This is a genomic window from Halovulum sp. GXIMD14793 (assembly GCF_054457435.1).
This window is the reverse complement of the sequence record NZ_JBTLNE010000003.1, coordinates 1-19,477: the sequence shown is the minus strand read 5'-3', so window position 1 is coordinate 19,477 and position 19,477 is coordinate 1. Positions and strand designations below refer to the sequence as shown.

The following is a 19,477-nucleotide window of genomic DNA, read 5'->3' as shown; positions in this document are numbered from 1 at the left end:
CCTTGCAAACGCCCGCTCTGCTTTAACCCAGCTTCCTAAGACGCAATTTGGTCAGCCGATTGCGTTCGCGGTCCATCACCTCGAAGCGGAAGCCGTGAAAGTTAAAGACTTGTCCCTTCACCGGGATTGTCTGAGCTTCATGAATGACAAGCCCGGCGACGGTATTGGCCTCTTCGTCCGGCAAAGACCAGTCACAGGCACGGTTCAAATCGCGGATGGTCATTGCCCCATCAATGGTCACCGCCCCCTGGCCGTCCCTCTCGATCTCAACCTCCGCTGTATCATGCTCGTCCTCAATCTCACCGACGATTTCCTCCAGGATATCCTCCAGCGTGATCAGCCCTTGCAGCGCACCATATTCATCAACGACCAAGGCAAAATGCGACTTGCGACGCAGAAACTCGCGCATCTGATGGTCCAGCGAGGTGGTTTCAGGCACAAAATACGGATCCATCGTGATTTCCTCGATCCGCAATGTATCGAAATTCACAGATGTCCCACCGCTTTCGCTCATCTTTTTGTGGATATTACGTAGCAGATCCTTGGCATGTAGCACACCGATAATGTTCTCTGGATCATCCTTATAGATGGGAAGACGGGTATGAGAGCTTTGTAGCGCCTTGGCGATGATCTCTTCAGTTGGACTGCTGGCATCGATCATTTCGATGTCCTGCCGATGAAGCATGATTTCTTCCACCTCGCGATCCTTCAGATCCAGTGCACCCAGCAGCCGATCGCGATCCGCCTTTTCCACCGCCCCTTCGGAATGGTGCAGGGCGATGGCGCCAGCAATCTCTTCCTGGGCAGCCAGAAATTTGGCCTGCGGATCAGCATTCACCCCGAAGATACGCAACATGGCGCGCACAATGAACCGAACCGCCCGCACAATCGGTGACAGGACCCGCACCACGATGGCCACAATGGGCGACACCATAGCTGCTGCAGGTTCGGCGTTCGTGATGGCATAGGTCTTGGGCAGAACCTCGGCAAAGACCAGAACAAGGATCGTCATCACCAGTGTTGCCAGCGCCACGCCACTATCACCAAAAACAACGGTGAGCATTGCTGTGGCAAGCGAGGTTGCCAGGATATTCACCAGATTATTGCCCAGCAGCAAGGCGCCGATCAGGCGTTCATTGTCCTCGGTCAGCTTCAGCGCAGTCTCTGCCCCGCGCGATCCCTTATCGGCCAGACTGTGCAGCTTGCCTCGCGAAGCTGCCGTCAGCGCGGTTTCCGAGCCCGAGAAAAAGGCCGACAGCATCAACAGGGCCAGCACGGCCACCACCGTCAGCCAGAAAGCGACATCCCAGCCGGTGGTGGTCGCGATCTCCGTTTCCATTGCAAAGTCCTTGCGTCGTGATGTTTCAACTATATTTATGGGCAGCAGAGGCAGCGGCTGCAAGCTGGTCTGCGCAGATAAAGCGAAATGCGAAAATCTGAATCATCAGATGGGCGGATCAGGCGGTATTGCGGTGCTGCTTGGTTTTTTGCCGCAGACGCACCGCGCCCTGGCTGGCGCGTTCGACCTGAAAGGCGCCCGTCGCCTCGGCCAGTTCAACCAGTTTGCCAAAGCCATAGCTGCGCGGATCGAAATCCGGTTCGTTGGTGATCAGAAGCTTTCCCAACTGGCTCAGATGCACCCAAGCCCCCGCATCTTCGGCCAGGTCCGAATAGGCGCGGATCAGCGCCGGGGTGGCTTTGCCAGCCTCTGACGTTTTGCCGGTTTTCCGATCTGCGCTCAGGTTTTCGGTAAAGATAAAGCGACTGCAGGCTTGCCGGAAGCTTTCAGGCGTCTTTTTCTGGCCGAATCCGAATACATCCAATCCTTGTTCGCGCAGCCGCACTGACAAACCAGTGAAATCGCTGTCAGAAGACACCAGACAGAACGCATCGAAGCGACCGGAATGCATCAGGTCCATCGCATCAATCACCAACGCAATGTCCGAAGAATTTTTACCCTGAGTATAGGCGACCTGCTGATATGGCCGGAGGGCATGGTTCTGAACTTTGTCCAGCCAGCCTTTCAGCTGTTCGCGGGTGAAATCGCCGTAGATGCGGCGCAGGGCTGCATCTCCTAAGGTTGCGATCTCGGCAAAAAGGGGGCCTGCCAGACTGTGAGAGGTGTTATCAGCATCTATCAGTACTGCCAGTTTCGGAAAGGTTCGTTTTTCGGCGAGCATGCTGTCCTTTTCCAATGGCGCCGACTATCCGCGCAGCCGCAGAAGTAGCCCTTCGGAGGCGTAGCCATCCGCGACCAGACCCTGAGATTTCTGATAGGCGCGGATCGCATCCATTGTCTTTGGGCCAATCTTGCCGTCCAGACCGCCGGTGGAAAACCCTTTGCGGGTCAGCAGACGCTGCATCTCCAGCTTTTCGGTGCGGCTTAGCGTGCGGTCCTGACGTGGCCATTTGGCCCTGAAATCCGGTGCGCCAGCGATACGCTGCGCAAGATGGCCAACCGCCACGGCATAAGACGTTGCGTTATTGTACTTCTTGATCACATTGAAATTGTCGAAGGTCAGAAACACCGGCCCGCGGGCACCGGCCGGGGCCAGCAAGGCCGCAGGGCCGAAATCGCGCAGCGCCTGGCCGTTGGCCTGTCGCAAACCAAGCTTGGACCAATCCTTAACCGAACGGCGGGTATCGCCATCGGCATAGGCGTAGTTGAACCCGGCGGGCAGGGCGACCTCGATCCCCCATGGCTGGTTCTTGGTCCAGCCGTGTTGGCGCAAATAATTTGCGGTCGAGGCCAGCGCGTCCGTCGGATCCTCGCCCCAGACATTGCGGCGGCCATCGCGTGTGAAGTCCTGCGCAAAGGACAGATAGCTGGTGGGAATGAACTGGGTATGGCCCATTGCCCCGGCCCAGGAACCGTTCATCTGGCTTGGATGCACTTCGCCAGACTGAATGATCTTCAGCGCGGCCATCAGTTGGTCTTCGCCGAATTTGCGCCGGTCTTTGCCAGCATAAGCCAGTGTCGCCAGCGCATCGATGGTGCTGATATTGCCACGGTAGGATCCATAGTTGGTTTCGATTCCCCAAATCGCCACGATTGCCTCGGCATCAACGCCATAAGTTTTCTCAATCGCGGCAAGGGTTCGCTGCAACTGGTTGGCGTTCTGCCGACCATTTGTCACGCGATCGCTGGAAACGGCGGAATCCAGATATTCCCAGATCGGCTTGACGAATTCCGGCTGCGTGGCGCTTAGCCGCAACACGTCCTGATTTATTTTTGCATCTCGGAACGCGGCATCAAACACATTTGCCTTGATCCCGGCGCGCAGGGCTTTCGCACGGAAACGCGTTTTCCAGGCCTGGAATGTCGAGTTCTGGGCGACAATCAACGGTTCAGAGGGGCGGGGCATCGGCCGTGGCTCCTCTGCAAAAACGGGTGCTATTGTACCGACGAAAATCAGAAGAAACGCTCTGATACACATTAATTGCCTCGTTGAATTATTCGTATTATTGCCCCACTCGGCGGAGTTTAGCTTAAAACTAATCTGAAAAAAAGTGTGCCAGATCACTTACTGCGGTTGCGTTTGCGCGAAATCTTGCGGGCTTTCGTGCGTGCGCGGGTCTGTTTGCGGCGCGGCGTCCCTTTTGAGCGGCGCGTGGTCTGCGGCATGGCCTTGCCCTCAACCTCCAGCAACTCAAAAACCAGACCGCCGGTGATCGCTTCGGCTTCGGACAGGCGCACCAGTACCGGCTGGCCCAGACCGATGCGCCGGCCCGAGCGGTCGCCCATCAGGGTTTGGTTGTCTGGGTCATGGACAAAATACTCATCCCCAAGGGTAGACACCGGGATCAGGCCATCGGCCCCAGTCTCATCGAGCTTCACAAACAGGCCAAACCGCGCCACGCCAGAAATACGCCCGGTAAACTCGGCCCCGGTCCGATCTGCCAGATAGGCCGCTAGGTAACGGTCCGTTGTGTCACGCTCTGCCATCATGGAGCGGCGTTCGGTGGTTGAAATCTGCTCTGCCGTGCGGGGCAGGTGCTCTACCTCGTCCAGGGTCAGCCCATCTGTTCCCCAGCCATGTGCCGAGATCAATGCGCGATGCACGATCAGATCGGCATAGCGGCGTATGGGGGATGTGAAATGCGCATAGCGTTTCAGGTTCAGCCCGAAATGGCTGAAATTCTGCGGCCCATAATAAGCTTGCGTCATGGAGCGCAGGACCGACAGATTGATCAGTTCCGCCGTTTCACCGCCAGCCGCTGCGTCCAGCAACTGGTTCAGATGCCGGGTTTGCAGAACCTGGCCTTTGGGCAGCGAAAGACCAGCTTCTTGGGCGGTCGCGCGCAGGGCATCGAGTTTTTCCGGGCTTGGCTCTTCGTGCACACGGTAGAGCAGCGGTTGTTTCTTCTGCTCCAGGGTTTCTGCGGCGCAGACATTGGCCAGAACCATGAATTCCTCGACCAGTTTATGTGCGTCAAACCTGTCGCGAAAGGCCACGGACACCACCTTGCCCTCATCCGACAGCACGATCTTGCGCTCTGGCAGGTCAAGGTTCAGCGGTTGGCGTTTTTCGCGGGCTTTGGACAAAGTGCGGTAGGCCGCAAACAGGGGTGAGATCACCTGTTGTAGCGCTGCCGCCTTGTCATCGGGATTGCCGTCGTCGGCGGCTTGCGCTTGCTCATAGGACAGGGCTGCGGGGCAGCGCATCAAACCGCGTAGAAAGCGGTGGGATTGCTTTTGGCCATCATGGTCAATCTTGATTTCCACCGCGATACACGGGCGGTCGACGCCCTCATGAAGGGAACACAAGTCACCGGACAGGGTGTCGGGCAGCATAGGGACAACGCGGTCGGGGAAATAGGTGGAGTTGCCCCGTTGCCTTGCCTCCCGATCCAGCGCCGTGCCGGGGCGGACATAGGCGGCAACATCGGCGATGGCGACCCAAAGGGTGAAGCCGTCTTTTTCGGGGATAGCGTAGATGGCGTCATCATGATCGCGCGCGTCGGCCGGATCAATGGTGATCAGTGGCAGATGGCGCAGATCGGTGCGCTGGCCCAGGGGCAGGGGCTGTGCGGCCTCGGCTTCCTCGATCACGTCATCGGGAAAGCTGTCGGGGATGCCATGCTCATGTATCGCGATCAGCGAAACGGCTTTGGGGGCCGATGGGTCGCCCAGCCGTTCGGTGATCCGCGCCTTGGGTAGGCCCATCTGACCACGCGGCGCGGTCTGTTCTGCCTCGACCAGTTCGCCATCGCGGGCCCCCATCCTATGCGCGGCCTCGACCACCCATTCGCGGTCAGATTTCTTGTCGATGGGCACGATCCGCCCACCTTTGTCAGACTGGCGGAAGATGCCGATCATGCTGCGCGGACCGGTGCCAATACGTCGGATCAAACGGGCCGAGAAAGGGTGGTCCGCATCCGGTGTCGGGGTCAGACGGCCTAGCACGCGGTCGCCCTCGCCCAGGGCCGGTTCGCCGGGGCGCAGCTGAAACAGAATCTGCGGCACCGGATCGTCGCTGTCCCATTGCGCGGGTTCCGCCAGCAAGTCACCATGCGCATCCGGCCCTGCGATCCGTAGCACCGAAACCGGCGGCAGGCCGTCAGGATCACGGAACCGTTTGCCGGATTTGGCCAAGGCACCCTCTGCTTCAAGCTCTTTCAGCAGGCGCTTCAACTCGATTCGCGCCGAACCCCTGATGCCAAAAGCCTTGGCAACATCGCGTTTTGAGGCGTGATGCGGGTTGTCCCTTATCCACTCAAGGATGCTGTTTTTGTCAGGAAGCTTACTCATGCGCTCGGATACCATGCGGACTTGTTGCCGTCACCTGTCAAAAAAGTAGAAGACTTTTTAAGGATTTGTCGTTAAATCCCAATGTTTGCCATAAGTTGGCTTCGCTTTGGGGGCGTAAGGAAATATTCCGTGCAAGGGGACATGGACGTGAAAACTCTATCTTTCGTTGCGGCGGCAATGCTCGTCGCACTATCTGCATGCAGCTCAAACACTGCGAAACCAGACAACCAGACCTTCAGATCACCGATTTCCGTTTCCGCACAGCAGGTTGCAAGCTGGCGTGTGCGCGATGTGCGTGTTGTGATCCCTGAGGGGATGGCCGTATCTAAAAACCCGAATGTGTCAAAACCATCGGAGCCGATCACCTGGTGGGAGGACCCTGCAGGTGACCGCAAGGCGCAGGTTGCCGCGATCATGAAACGTGCGACACAGCAAGGCTCGTCTTTCCTGCGTGGCGGTACCCCTGTGGTGCTTGAGGTGCATGTGGCGCGTTTCCACGCGCTGACACCAAAGGCCAGGTCGCGTCAACTGGCCGGTTGGCATGATGTGCAATTCTCGATCTTTGTGCGCGACGCGGGCGGCAACACTTTGGCGCAGTCGGGTGTGATTGACGCCGGGCTCGTTGCTTATCAAGGGGATGCGGCACGGCAGGCTGTTGCCCGCGGTCAGACACAAAAGGCCCGGATAAGCCAGCGTGTAGCCAGTGTTGTAAGCGCCTGGCTGAATTCCAATGGGTCGATCAAAGCCGCGCCTCGCCGCGCAGCGGCGCCAAAGCGCGCAAGGACAACGCGGACCCCACCAAAACCTGCACCGGCCACGCCGGCGCCGCAGCCGCCCAAGCCCATCGGCGTTGAAGATGTCGGTCCTGATAGCAGCAGTGTTGCCAGAAATAGCGGTCGCATATCGGTTGCAACCGCCGGGCGCGACTGCGTTCGCCCACGAAGTGCAGGCGCGCCAGCAAACACGGATTGCTGACTGGTCAAAGCTCAGTAAGGGGCGCGGTGATCGCGTCCCCGACAATGCTACTGACTAAAGCGTTTCGGGATAAACCTAAGACACAAGCTTATCCCGAAACGCAGTGATAAGCCGATAGGGTGTACGCGTTTCGATTTTACGTGATGTCTCAAGGTAAACTCGAAACGCTTTAGCATCTGAGCTGACGCCTTTAACAACCAGCCTGACCCGTAAGGTCAGGCTTTTTCTTTTTTGGTTGTCTTCTTACGGGTTGCGCGTTTCTTGGCAGGCTTTTGGGCCGCGATCAGTTCGACGGCCATGTCCATGGTGACATCTTCGGGCTTGATGTCCTTGGGAATGGTCGCGTTGACCTTTTCCCATTTGACATAAGGACCATAGCGCCCGTCCATCACATTTACCGCACCGCCTTCTTTTGGATGCTCGCCCAGTTCTTTCAGAGGTTCCGCATTGGCGCGGCCCCGACCGCCTGCCGCCTTTTTCGCGATCAGTTCGACAGCGTGGTTCATGCCGATGGTGTAAACATCCTCGACATTTTCCAGATTGGCATAGATGCGGCGGGGTTTCTTTTTCGGGTCCTCTGACGGGACCTCATGCATGACATAAGGGCCATAGCGCCCGATGGCAGCCTCGATCGGCCCACCGTCGGGATGCTCGCCGATAAAGCGGGGCAGGGACAGCAGTTTCAGGGCGCGTTCCAGATCAACCGCTGCCAGATCCTCGCCTTTGGGGATCGAGGCACGCTTGGGCTTGGGAACTTCTTCGGTTTGTTCGCCAAGCTGCACATACGGCCCGAAGCGGCCCGTGCGCAGGGTCACGGGTTCGCCGGCCTCATCATGGCCCAGAAGCTTGCCATCCGGCCCGGCGATATCGCCGCCCTCAACCTCGCCCGACAGGGGGCGGGTGTAGCGGCATTCCGGATAGTTGGAACAGCCGATAAACGCCCCGCCTGAGCGGGCGGTTTTCAGGCTAAGCCGCCCGTTGCCGCAATTCTTGCAAACGCGCGGATCGATGCCCGGTTCCTCTTCGGAGAAGATGTGCGGGGCCAGAACCTCGTTGATCTTTTCCAGAACTTCGGTGATGCGCAATTCTGCGGTTTCGGCAATCGCGGCGGAAAAATCCGTCCAGAACTGGTTCAGCACAGCTTTCCACTGCGCATCGCCCGAGGTGATGCGGTCCAGATCTTCTTCAAGATTGGCGGTGAATTCATAGCCGACATATTTGCGGAAATAGTTCTCCAGAAACGCGGTAACCAGGCGGCCCTTATCCTCGGGCACCAGACGGCCGCTTTCCTTGCGGACATAGTCACGTTCCTGAATGACCGAGACGATGGACGCATAGGTCGAGGGGCGACCGATCCCCAGCTCTTCCATCCTTTTGACCAGCGACGCTTCGGTATAGCGCGGCGGCGGCTGGGTGAAGTGCTGTTCGGGGGTGACGGATTTCTTGTCGGTCGCCTCACCCTCAGCGATCTGGGGCAGGCGGCGGTCGTCATCGTCGATCACCGCATCGTCGCGGCCTTCTTCATAGACCTTCATGAACCCATCGAACAGGACAACCTGCCCGTTTGCACGCAGCACCACTTGGCCATCGGCGCTGCCGGCATCGACCGTAGTACGCTCCAGACGCGCGGCCTCCATCTGTGACGCGATGGTGCGTTTCCAGATCAGATCGTAAAGCTTGCGCTGATCCGCCTCCAGCTTGGCCAGCTTATCAGGGCTGACGGCCATATCGGTGGGGCGGATACATTCATGCGCCTCCTGCGCATTCTTGGCCTTGTTCTTGTACATGCGCGGGCTGCCCGGCACGTACTCCTTGCCATAGCGGCTGCCAATCACATCGCGCGCGGCCATCACCGCCTCTGGTGCCATATCGATGCCGTCGGTCCGCATATATGTGATGTGGCCTGCCTCATAAAGCCGCTGCGCCGCTGACATGGTTGCGCGCGCACCCATAGAGAATTTGCGCGACGCCTCCTGTTGCAGGGTGGAGGTCATGAAGGGCGGGGCGGGGTTGCGGTTGGCGGGCTTAGCCTCGACCGACTTAACTGTCAGATCGCGCGACTGGATGGCCGCGACGGCCAGTTCGGCAGCCTCGGCGGTTTCGATGTCATAGCGATCCAGCTTGTTGCCGCCCAGAACCGTCAGGCGCGCCTCAAAATCCTGTCCGCGCGGGGTGGTCAGCACGGATTTGACCGACCAGTATTCCCGGGCCTTGAACGCCTCGATCTCCATCTCGCGCTCAACGATCAGGCGCAGGCAGACAGACTGCACGCGGCCCGCAGATTTTGCCCCCGGCAGCTTGCGCCATAGCACCGGCGAAAGGTTAAAGCCCACAAGGTAATCCAGCGCCCGGCGGGCCAGATAGGCCTCTACCAGTTCCATGTCGATCTGGCGTGGGTTCTTCATCGCATCAGTGACGGCGGTTTTGGTGATGGCGTTGAACACCACCCGTTCGACATTGGTGCTTTTCTTGACGGCGCGGCGCTTGGTCAACGCCTCAAGCAAATGCCAGGAAATCGCCTCTCCCTCGCGGTCGGGGTCAGTGGCGAGGATCAGCTTGTCGTCATCCTTCAGTGCATCTGCGATGGCGCGGACATGTTTTTGCGCCTTGCTGTCGACCTCCCACTTCATGGCGAAATCACCGTCGGTATCGACAGAGCCATCCTTTGGCGGCAAGTCCCGCACATGCCCGTAAGAGGCCAGAACCGTAAAGTCGGAGCCCAGATATTTGTTGATGGTCTTGGCTTTCGCCGGGCTTTCGACAACAACGACTGCCATTGTGCAGCGCCTCCTCAGGGTGGTGGTTGAGTGGCGGGGAACTTGGGGGCGACGCTAAGCGCTGTCAAGCGGCCATCGGCGGGAACTGACCTATTCGGTCACAAGGTCGACCACAAATCCGTGTGTAGCAGCGCGGGTTTTGCGCGCCGTGGGATCATCGGGCAGGCGGACCTTGTGCGGGATATTCAACTGGGTCAGGAACGCCTCGACATTGTCGACCCCGCCGCGTTGATGCCAGCCCATGATCAGCGGACAGTTGGTATAAAGCGTGCGGTCAAACCCGTCTCTAAGCTCAGGGATATCGTGAACCGGGCGGCGCATCTTGCCGGTAAACACGCGCTGGGCATAGCCGTCGATAATATCGGGGCCCATGACATAGACCGGGACATCATCACACCCTTCGGGCATGGCCTCAGTCACAGCCCATTCGATATGCTGCCAGTCATCGACCGCTTTGCGCGTCTCATTCCCCGCCAGCGCCACCACTGCAAGCAGCACCAGCGGCGAGGCTGCAAGCCGTGTGGTCAGCCGAGGCGGCATGACCAGTGCGACGGCCAGACAAAGCCCCGGAACCATGACCACCAGATTGCGCGGCGTGATGACGGGTGTGTGAATGCCGATGAGAATACCTACCGCCAGCACGCCGAGTGCGGGCAGTATAAGCCAGCCAATGTTCTGGCCATGCTCTGCCGTTGCCCCGGCGCGGCGATTTCCCGCCAGGGCGACAATAGCTGTGATCAGCAATAGCGGTTGGGTCGCGATGAAGCGAATATAGTGATCGATAGAGTTGGTGATCCAAAGCTTCCCGCCCATTTCCTGGGTCACGTCCGAGATCACAAATACCCATAGAAAGGTCAGCGCGATGCAGGCCAATGCGCCAAGGATCGGCCAAACGGCATGACGCACACGGCCCGCAGCCAGATGTTGCAGTCCGCTGGTGCCCAGAGCTGCGGTTGCAAAGGCGGCTCCAAAGAAATGCACCAGGGTGGTCGCAAGACCCACAAGGATCATGGGCAGGTCCATGGTGGTCTTGCCGTTCAACCGTGCCAGAAGCAGCGCTTGCAGCAGCGCGCAGCCGCCAAATAGGATAAAGTACGACCGCAGTTCCACAATCAACGACAGGCACAGGTAGTTGCCCAGCAGCAGCGTTGCGGTGATGTAAAAGCGGTCGCGGCTCAGACATCTCCAGAATACCATCAGCGCCGCGGCCAGGGCTGCGGCCCCGATCAGATTGACCAGTCTGAGGGCAAACAGGTTGTCACCGGTCATCCCGGACAAATAATGCACCATCAGCACATAGCTGGGCGGATGCACATCAATCATCAGACGCGCTTGATCGAGCTCACCGTTCACTCCAGCCGCGCCCAGCGTATAAACCTCATCATACCAAAAGCTGCGATCCGCCCCCAAAAGTGCTGAGATCGCACACATCAGCAACGCCGCCCAGAAGCTCAGGCGCAACCAGTTGATGCCCTTAAGTGTCATGAATATACCCTGAAAAATGAAATCACTGCCGCAGGTTAGAGCATATTCTTCCCGCGTTGGAACAGTCTTTTATGCCACGCGTGAGATCAGCCCGCCGGGATGGCGTTCGATCTGCGCTTCAAGCTCCAGCAACATTAGAGCCTCCAACACCTGCGGGGCAGGGTGGCCGGTTTGACGGATCAAAAGGTCCTCGGCCACCGGGCTGGGGCCGAGGAGGTCTAGCAGTGTTGCAGGCAGCGCTTCGGTCATCGCTGCGGGTGACGGGGGCAAAGGCGCGGGCTGTGAGGGCGTTTCTTGATGGACAGGCGGGCAGGACAGGGCTGTGATCACATCCTCGCCCGACCGCACCAATGTCGCACCATCGCGTATCAGCATGTTGCAGCCGGTTGTGCGCGCATCGAATGGATGCCCGGGAATGGCCATGACCTCCCGCCCTTGATCAAGGGCGGTGCGCGCCGTGATCAGAGAGCCGGATTTTGCCGCCCCTTCAACCACAACGACCGCCTGTGACAGGCCCGAGATAATGCGATTGCGACGCGGGAAATGCCGCGCCTGCGGCACCAGTCCCATAGGCATTTCCGAAACGATCAGACCGTCCTGCGCGATTGAGGCCATCAGGTCGGCATTCTCGCGCGGATACGTTACGTCAATGCCGCCAGCGACAACGGCAATTGTTCCTGTGGCCAACGCCGCCTTGTGGGCGGCCGTATCAACTCCGCGCGCAAGGCCAGAGGTGACAACCAACCTAGCCTCGCCCAGGTCCTTGGCCAGCCGATCCGCCATGCGCTGCCCAAGTGATGATGCATTGCGTGCGCCTACCAGAGCGACCGCGTCACGCTGCAAAAGATCAGCGTTGCCCTTGATCCATAGAACAGGCGGGGGATCGTCGATCAGAGTAAGCGCCGCCGGGTAGCCGGCCATGCCGAGGAACCGCAGACTAGCCCCATAGGCCTCGCCGGTGGTTATCTCTTGCTTGATGGCCTCAGCCGTCGCTGGGGCATAGTTCTTGGCCCCGGCATCAGCTGCGATTTTGGGCAGCGCCGCAACGGCGTCGGCCGCGTTACCATATTCGCGCATCAGCCGGATAAACGTGACTGGCCCCACACGCCGCGACCGCGCCAGTTGCAGCCAGGCGACCTGGTCAGCCTTGGACCGGGGCAGGGCATCGGGTGCGATCTTGGTGCTGGACGGCAGGGTCATCGGGCCAGCATCGCGCAGGACGGTTAATCAGCCATGAAGAAATCGGGCTGGCCTTGGCGCAACCACCTCAGCTCGATTTGCAAAATGCGCGGGGTGTTATCAGCCGCACCGTGACCCAGAACACCAAACCCAGAATTGCGCTTGGCAGGATCATGTCCTCGGTGATCCGTTGCAGCGTGAATTCATAGAGCCACCACAAAACCAGATAGGCGACCGCAACCCCAGTCACGATTGCCGTACCCCAACCAAACAGCGCAGTTTTGCGCGCCCAGATCACGAAAGGTAGCGAGACGATGGCACCGACCCAGGCTGCCAGGTATGAGAAACCCAGCATTTCGACCACTGCTTCGGCGTATTGCAGGGCTGGCCCGATGGCGGTTCGCGTGATGCCAGTATCATTCAGCAGCAATTTAGCCGCCTCGTGCAGCAGCCCTGCGCCAACGGGGACACCGGCCAGGATAACGATATAGCCAATCAGACAATGCCACCCATTGATCAGCAATGTTGTCTGTGGATCGGTTCGGAACATCGGCAGGCCGGGGCGGTTGGTGTCAGGAGTGGTCATGGGGTGGCCCCTTGAGGACGTAGTTCCTTGGTCAGGACAAGGGCGGGTATTTGGAACGGCCCGGCGGAGGTGTCCAGGTTGACGTCCTCGATCCCGCGCTGTTGCCAGCCGCATTTCTCGTAGAACCGGATGGCGCGGGTATTCTCGGGCAAACACTCCAAAATGGCCTGCCGGGTACCGCCCGCAGCCAACCGGGCCTCGCCGTCATAGAGCAGATCACGGGCCAAGCCGGTCCCGCGCGCTGCGGCATCGACAAAGATCTGGTCAACTTTCCCGCCTTGCACGACGCAAAGACCAAGTGGCGCGCCTTTTGGTCCGGCGCAGCGAAGCGCATCGCCAAAGGCATGCAAACGATCCTTAAACGATGCTTGCGTGCGTAGCGCGATCAGTGCAGCGGGGACCAGTGCTGCATGCGCCTCATGCCAGGCGATGTGCCAAAGCCTGGCCAATGCTGCGATATCTTCTGCACGGGCCGGGCGCGGGGTCATGCGGTGCACCCGCTGCCCGTCCGCTGCATGATCCAAGTGGCAACGCTCATTTTCCGATCTGGGGCAGGCCGCCAGCGCCCTTGCGCCCCAGCTGATCCGTCAGACTGCCGCCAACGCTGCGTTGGGCGCGCCCGGGTTTCGGGGCCTGGAGCCTTGCCAGTGTTGCGCGTGCCCAATCCACCGGCGACGCGCCGACCGCATAGACCGCGCCCTTCAGCCGCCGCCCGGCAGAGACGACGGAGACGACCTGCCGCACGCCGCCCCGGTTCACGAAGACAGGCGCGCCGGAGGACCCGAATGTCACGTCGCAATCCATATAGGGCGCGTCATAGCGGTGGCGCAGTACATAGCATGTCTCCTGCAACGAAGGGGCCTCGTCCCGACCTTGCCCGTAAGAGATCACCGAAACGGTGTCGCCATCCTTTAGTGGCCGCCCAATGTCAAAGGGTACGATAGACAAATCGGCAATTGGACTCTGAAGCGTGATAATGGCCACGTCATGGCGACGCTGGGCGTCAATATCAGCTAATCTGCGGCTGCCCTCATCTTTCAGGTATCCCCGGTCGATGACGATGGACTTGCCGATCTTGCCGATCAGAAAGCCCCCATTGCGATAACCGACCTGAAACTCGATAGCCTCCGGTTTCAGCATCCGACCGTTGATTACGACGCAATGGGCTGCCGTCAGAACATGGCGGTCGCTGATCAAGACGCCCGAGCAGTAGCCGCCAGGCAGGCGCAACCGTCCGACCGACTGCCATTCGCGTATCTCATCCATGGAGCGCAGCTGCCGCATGGGCGAGGTTTCCCTATCCCCTTTGACCGTTGTTCGCGAAGCCTGAGCATAGGCCCCGGTTGCCATCAAGAAAACCGATATGCAGAGAATAAAGGTTCTTTTCACGCTGCTGACCCTCCTACAGTCAGTCCGCCAATCAGGATGGTTGGCAGGCCTACGCCCACGGGCACCCACTGGCCGTTCTTGCCGCAATTCCCCAACCCGGGGTCCAAGGCCATATCATTGCCGATCCCACGAATATGCTTCAGGGCCGTCGCCCCGTCGCCAATCAATGTGGCCCCTTTGACGGGGGCACCGACCTGACCGTTTTGAACGCGGTAGGCCTCTGTGCAGGAAAACACGAACTTGCCATTGGTGATATCGACCTGCCCGCCGCCGAAGCCAACGGCAAATATCCCGTCCTTCAGGCTGCTTAACACGTCTGACGGACTGTCGGACCCGCCCAGCATATAGGTGTTGGTCATGCGCGGCATAGGCACATGTGCATAGCTTTCCCGCCGCCCGTTACCGGTTGGGTCCACGCCGGAAAGGCGCGCGTTTTGCCGGTCCTGCATATATCCGACCAGAATGCCGTCTTCGATCAGGGTGTTCTTGCCCGACGGCGTGCCTTCATCATCAAAGGTGATAGAGCCGCGCCGGTCAGGAATGGTGCCGTCATCCAGCACCGTCACACCTGGGGCCGCGATCCGCTTTCCCATCAGGCCAGCAAAGGCAGAGGCTTTCTTGCGGTTAAAATCCCCTTCAAGCCCGTGGCCGATGGCCTCATGCAGCAGAATGCCGGGCCAGCCGGGGCCAAGCACGACGTCCATCACACCTGCGGGTGCGGGCTCGGCTTCCAGATTGACGCGGGCGATCCGCAGTGCCTCTTGCACCAGGGACTGCCAATGGGCCGGATCCAGCAGCGGGTCCAGTTCATGCCGCCCGCCGCCACCGGCCGTCCCGGTTTCCCGGTGGCCATTGCGTTCCACCGTGACAGAGACATTCGCCCTTGTCATCGGCCGGGCATCGGTCAGGTACAGGCCATCGGGGCGCAGAATCGCCACCTCCTGCAAGCTGGCGGAGAGCGAGGCGCTCACCTGCACGACCTCTGGGTCCAGATCACGGGCATAGGCGTCGATTGCGCGCAAAGTCTCGACCTTGGGGGCAAATGCGATGTCCGAGACGGGATCGACATCGCGATAAAGCTTGCGGTTGGTCCCCGCAGGTGCCGCAGCCAGCACCCCGCGGCCATCGGTCACGGCCAGACGGGCGGTTTCAGCGGCCCGGCGCAAGGCGGCCTCGGTCATTTCGGTGCTGTGCCCGTAGCCGGTTACCTCGCCCTTTACGGCGCGCAGGCCGAACCCTTCGGAGGCGTCATAGCTGGCGGTCTTCAGGCGACCATCGTCGAAGACCAGCGCCTCGGATCGGCGACGCTCCAGAAACAATTCCCCATCATCGGCCCCGTCTGTAGCGGATTTGAGAATTGTCAGCGCTGTATCCTGATCGAGGTCGGTCTCGAACGGTCGAAAACGGTCCTGTGCAGTCATCTTGGCCTTGCCTGAAATAGAGTTCGGTTGATCTGCAATCTGTTAGACGGAATCATGGTCCAGTGCTAGGGTGCCGAGCAACGGGTGCGGTGTCTGGTGCCGACTTTGGTCGCGCATTTTAGGCAGGAAGTCACATGCTGCCCCGTCCGCGCATAAATTCTTGCCTGCCACAAGGCTGGGGCCGTTTGACGCGCATCCACCGCTTGTTCTCATGAGTGGTTCGTGTATTTTCCATGGCAAACCACAATTCGCCGCGATGATGCGGTAGCTACGGAAGCGTTGCCCGCCCGGTGCGGGACTGAAAACTGGGATACGCAGCATGAAACCTTCGTCACTCTTTACGGTCTCCGCACTTTGTGCGGCTTTCGGGGCCGTCGCGGCCCGCGCTCAGGACGGGATCACCGGGCTTGAGGTGATTGGCGCACCAAAGCCGGGTGGCATGGCATTGCAGCCTGCGGTTTCCGAAGTGGCGCGGGATACCCACTTTGTCGACAACATGCTGCTGTGGATCATCATTCCGATTTCTATTTTCGTCATGATCCTGCTGGCGATTATCATCCTGCGCTTCAACCAGAAAGCCAACCCGGAACCAGCGCGCTTTACCCACAATACCCCGATCGAGATTATCTGGACCCTGGTGCCTGTTCTGATTCTGATCGTGATCGGGTCCTTCTCGCTGCCGGTACTGTTCAAACAGCTTGAGATCCCGAAATCAGATCTGACTGTAAAGGTAACGGGCGTTCAGTGGGCGTGGGAATATGAATATCCCGAGCTTGAGGTCGGATTTGGCTCTTACATGCTGGGTGCAGGGGCCGCTGAAATGAACGATGCAGTTCGCGCCGAACTTGAAGACTACGGCTATGAAGAGCAGTACTGGAAGCTGGCGGTAGACGAGGCCATGGTAGTGCCGGTCAATCGTAACATCCTTTTGCAGGTCGGCGCTGCTGATGTGATCCATTCTTGGAAAATCCCGTCTCTTTCAGTTCATCTTGACGGCGTGCCCGGTCGTCCGAACCAGACCTGGTTCCGCGCCGAGCAGGAAGGCATCTATTTCGGCCAGTGTTCCGAGCTATGCGGCAAGGATCACGCCTATATGCCCATCGTCGTTAAGGTCGTCTCGGAAGAAGTTTTTGCCGACTGGGTGGAAAACTATCACGGCGGCTCGATGGAAAATTACGGCCCCAATGTTGCGGCTCGTGAAGCCGGTGAACAGCCGGTCGATGTTGCCGCTGCCGACTGACGCATAGCATGGCCGAAACCTACACAGCGCAACCCGAGACCCGCGATGCGGAGTTTGGCGACTACGTGGAACTGCTCAAACCGCGTGTGATGCGGCTTGTCGTCTTCACGGCACTTGTCGGACTGCTGGCTGCCCCTGTGGCCGTTCATCCGGTGATCGCGCTGTCCTCTCTGATTTGCATTGCCATCGGGGCAGGGGCGTCGGGCGCGCTGAACATGTGGTGGGATGCGGATATTGATGCGGTGATGCGCCGGACGGCCGGACGGCCGATTCCCACCGGCAGGGTGACCCCGGACGAAGCACAGGTCATCGGTATCGCGCTCTCAGCGGGTTCGGTGATGATGCTGGGCCTCTTTGCCAACTGGCAAGCGGCGGCCTTGCTGGCTTTCACCATCTTTTTCTATGTCGTCATCTATTCCATGTGGCTGAAGCGTGCGACGCCGCAGAACATCGTGATTGGTGGCGCGGCAGGGGCGTTCCCGCCGGTGATCGGTTGGATGGTCGCCACCGGCACCGTCAGCATCGAACCGGTGCTGATGTTCATGCTGATATTCCTCTGGACCCCGCCGCATTTCTGGGCGCTGGCTTTGTTCCGTAACGACGACTATCAGGACGCTCAGGTCCCCATGCTGCCAGTTGTCGCCGGAGAGCGCACAACGCGGGTGCAGATCCTTGCATATACTGCTTTGCTGGTGCCGCTGGCGATCCTGCCCGCCTTTACCCAGGTTGGTGGACCGATCTATCTGACCGTTGCGGCGGTGCTGAACCTGCAGTTTTTAGTGGGGGCTTGGAAGATCTATCGCCGTGGCGCGGATATGGCCGCAGCAGATGACTACAAGGCAGAGAAACGCTTTTTCGGGTTCTCGATCCTGTATCTCTTCGTGCATTTCGTTGCCCTTCTGATCGAGGCCGTCTTGCGCCTGGCCGGCTGGGGCGTTGCGGACTGGCCGGTGTTGCTATGAGCAATCGGATCGAAAGCCCCGGCAGCCATGAAATCTATGCCCGGCGCGGCGCGCGCAACCGGGCCGTTCTGGTCGTGCTACTGGCATTGGCCGCAATGGTTTTTGCCGTCACGCTGGTCAAGGTCGGAAATGGCGGTCATGTCGTGGGCTTTGATCACACATTGGAAACCACACCGCCGGTGACAGAATGAGCGCAGAGCGAAGCGATAACAAGACGGCCTTTCGCCTGTTGGGCATTGTCCTGATTATGGGGGCAGCCTCGATCGCTGCTGTGCCGTTCTATACCTGGTTCTGCAAGGTCACCGGCTTTGCCGGGGTGACGCAGCAGGCGGATGAAGGCTCCGACATTGTGCTTGAGCGCGAGGTGACGGTGCATTTCGATGCCTCGAAAGTGCGCGGCATGCCCTGGGAGTTCAAACCGGTGCAGACCAGCATGAAAGTGCGGGTCGGAGAGACCGCGCTAGCCTTCTACGAAGCCTACAATCCGACGGACCGCCCGATTGCAGGCTCTGCCGTCTATAGCGTGATGCCCTATTCGATGGGGTATTATTTTACCAAGATCGAGTGTTTCTGCTTCACTGAACAGGTGCTGCAGCCCGGAGAGCGGGTTGATATGCCGGTCAGCTTTTATGTCGATCCAGAAATGGTCGACAGTCGCGAAACCAAGGATGTTTTGGATATGACCTTGTCCTACACATTCCGCGAGATTGACTTGCCCGAAGAGGTAACATCGCTTACCACCTCGGGCGGGGAAACTGTTAACTAGCCAAGCCTATAAGGGGCCCTGCCATGGCGCATGAAAAAAACCACGACTACCACATCCTGCCGCCAAGCTGGCTGCCCTTTTTCGGGTCGGTTGGCGCATTTGTTATGCTGCTGGGCTTTGTTCTGGCCTGGGGCAAGAACACGCCTGATGCGGTAAAGCAGCCCTTTGTCTTTTTTGCTGGTTTCCTGCTGGTGCTTTATGTGATGTTCCAGTGGTGGAGCGCCATGGTCCACGAAGGCGAAACCGGCGATCATACCCCTGTGGTCCGCATCGGCCTGCGCATGGGCGTGATGATGTTCATCATCTCCGAGGTGATGTTCTTTGCCGCGTGGTTCTGGTCCTTCTTCAAGCACGCCATGTATCCGATGGATGCCATCGACAACACCTGGCCCCCGCCCGGCATTGAAACATTCGACCCTTGGCACCTGCCGCTGATCAACACGCTGATCCTGCTGTTGTCCGGCTGTGCTGCAACATGGGCGCACCATGCGATTGCGCATGACAATGGTCGTCAGGGTCTGAAATGGGGTCTTGTGATCTCAGTCCTGCTGGGGATTATATTTACGATATTCCAAGCATACGAATACAGCCACGCCTCCTTTGGCCTTGCCGGCAACATCTACGGTGCCAACTTCTTCATGGCGACAGGCTTCCACGGCTTCCACGTCATCATCGGGACCATCTTCCTGGCAGTGTGTCTGTTCCGCGCCCTGCGGGGGCATTTTATGCCAGAGCAGCATGTCGGCTTCGAAGCGGCAGCCTGGTACTGGCATTTCGTTGATGTCGTCTGGCTGTTCCTGTTCTTCGCAGTCTATGTGTGGGGCGGCTAGAGCGCCGTCCTTGAAATCTGAATCGGTGGGATTCCCACGATGCGGATTTTGTGATTCACTATATTTGGAGGTGGAACATGGGCAAATCGCTATCACTGGATATTCGGGAGCGTGT

At 59.2% G+C, this 19,477-nt stretch carries 17 protein-coding genes; 6 read left to right on the top strand and 11 right to left on the bottom strand.

All coding sequences use genetic code 11. The features are described 5' to 3' along the window. Positions 1-22 precede the first annotated feature (22 nt). The 4 genes from ACW9UQ_RS00650 to rnr form a co-directional block, all read right to left on the bottom strand. Positions 23-1,339 carry an HlyC/CorC family transporter gene (locus tag ACW9UQ_RS00650; protein WP_458929057.1) on the bottom strand — a complete coding sequence of 439 codons (1,317 nt, stop codon included), beginning with the start codon at positions 1,337-1,339 and terminating at the stop codon, positions 23-25. Between the two features lie 118 nt (positions 1,340-1,457). Next, on the bottom strand, positions 1,458-2,180 hold the full coding sequence (locus ACW9UQ_RS00645) for an NYN domain-containing protein (protein ID WP_458929056.1): 723 nt from the start codon (positions 2,178-2,180) through the stop codon (positions 1,458-1,460). A gap of 24 nt (positions 2,181-2,204) precedes the next feature. Next, positions 2,205-3,365: a lytic murein transglycosylase gene (locus ACW9UQ_RS00640; protein ID WP_458929055.1), complete on the bottom strand. Its 1,161-nt coding sequence runs from the start codon at positions 3,363-3,365 to the stop codon at positions 2,205-2,207. A 155-nt stretch (positions 3,366-3,520) separates the two neighbouring features. Further along, complete coding sequence (gene rnr / locus ACW9UQ_RS00635; RefSeq protein WP_458929054.1) at positions 3,521-5,752, bottom strand: ribonuclease R; 2,232 nt, start codon at positions 5,750-5,752, stop codon at positions 3,521-3,523. A 147-nt stretch (positions 5,753-5,899) separates the two neighbouring features. Here rnr and ACW9UQ_RS00630 point away from each other — a divergent pair, with 147 nt between their 5' ends. Next, on the top strand, positions 5,900-6,727 hold the full coding sequence (locus tag ACW9UQ_RS00630) for a DUF6778 family protein (RefSeq protein WP_458929053.1): 828 nt from the start codon (positions 5,900-5,902) through the stop codon (positions 6,725-6,727). A gap of 215 nt (positions 6,728-6,942) precedes the next feature. On the opposite strand, the gene topA is transcribed toward ACW9UQ_RS00630, so the two are convergent. The 7 genes from topA to ACW9UQ_RS00595 all read right to left on the bottom strand — a co-directional run bounded on the left by topA (position 6,943) and on the right by ACW9UQ_RS00595 (position 15,564). Next, entirely contained in the window at positions 6,943-9,504 is a 2,562-nt protein-coding gene (gene topA, locus ACW9UQ_RS00625; RefSeq protein ID WP_458929052.1) for a type I DNA topoisomerase, read from the bottom strand. A gap of 90 nt (positions 9,505-9,594) precedes the next feature. Then, on the bottom strand, positions 9,595-10,989 hold the full coding sequence (locus ACW9UQ_RS00620; protein ID WP_458929051.1) for a hypothetical protein: 1,395 nt from the start codon (positions 10,987-10,989) through the stop codon (positions 9,595-9,597). Positions 10,990-11,058: 69 nt separating this feature from the next. Continuing rightward, a complete protein-coding gene (dprA, locus tag ACW9UQ_RS00615; RefSeq protein WP_458929050.1) occupies positions 11,059-12,189 on the bottom strand; it encodes a DNA-processing protein DprA in 1,131 nt (376 codons plus the stop codon). 67 nt (positions 12,190-12,256) lie between these two features. Then, complete coding sequence (locus ACW9UQ_RS00610) at positions 12,257-12,754, bottom strand: hypothetical protein (protein ID WP_458929049.1); 498 nt, start codon at positions 12,752-12,754, stop codon at positions 12,257-12,259. After that, the gene (locus ACW9UQ_RS00605) at positions 12,751-13,242 is read right to left on the bottom strand and encodes a GNAT family N-acetyltransferase (RefSeq protein WP_458929048.1); all 492 of its coding nucleotides are present in this window, start codon (positions 13,240-13,242) and stop codon (positions 12,751-12,753) included. Before ACW9UQ_RS00605 ends, ACW9UQ_RS00610 begins: the two co-directional genes overlap by 4 nt. Before the next feature lie 46 nt (positions 13,243-13,288). Next, a complete protein-coding gene (locus ACW9UQ_RS00600; RefSeq protein ID WP_458929047.1) occupies positions 13,289-14,038 on the bottom strand; it encodes a trypsin-like serine peptidase in 750 nt (249 codons plus the stop codon). Positions 14,039-14,139: 101 nt separating this feature from the next. Then, positions 14,140-15,564, bottom strand: a complete 1,425-nt coding sequence (locus ACW9UQ_RS00595; protein WP_458929046.1) for a TldD/PmbA family protein — start codon at positions 15,562-15,564, stop codon at positions 14,140-14,142. A gap of 319 nt (positions 15,565-15,883) precedes the next feature. On the opposite strand from ACW9UQ_RS00595, the gene coxB reads away from it, so the two are divergent. From coxB to ACW9UQ_RS00570, 5 genes are read left to right on the top strand one after another with little or no spacing between them, the layout of a single operon-like run. After that, positions 15,884-16,804: a cytochrome c oxidase subunit II gene (coxB, locus tag ACW9UQ_RS00590; protein WP_458929045.1), complete on the top strand. Its 921-nt coding sequence runs from the start codon at positions 15,884-15,886 to the stop codon at positions 16,802-16,804. A gap of 8 nt (positions 16,805-16,812) precedes the next feature. Then, a complete protein-coding gene (locus tag ACW9UQ_RS00585) occupies positions 16,813-17,766 on the top strand; it encodes a heme o synthase (RefSeq protein WP_458929044.1) in 954 nt (317 codons plus the stop codon). Beyond that, positions 17,763-17,957 (top strand): hypothetical protein, encoded by a 195-nt coding sequence (locus ACW9UQ_RS00580; protein ID WP_458929043.1) that lies wholly within the window; start codon positions 17,763-17,765, stop codon positions 17,955-17,957. The genes ACW9UQ_RS00585 and ACW9UQ_RS00580 overlap by 4 nt, the downstream gene beginning before the upstream one ends. Beyond that, positions 17,954-18,532, top strand: a complete 579-nt coding sequence (locus tag ACW9UQ_RS00575) for a cytochrome c oxidase assembly protein (RefSeq protein WP_458929042.1) — start codon at positions 17,954-17,956, stop codon at positions 18,530-18,532. Before ACW9UQ_RS00580 ends, ACW9UQ_RS00575 begins: the two co-directional genes overlap by 4 nt. A 23-nt stretch (positions 18,533-18,555) precedes the next feature. Continuing rightward, positions 18,556-19,362: a cytochrome c oxidase subunit 3 gene (locus ACW9UQ_RS00570; RefSeq protein ID WP_458929041.1), complete on the top strand. Its 807-nt coding sequence runs from the start codon at positions 18,556-18,558 to the stop codon at positions 19,360-19,362. Positions 19,363-19,477: the final 115 nt, after the last annotated feature.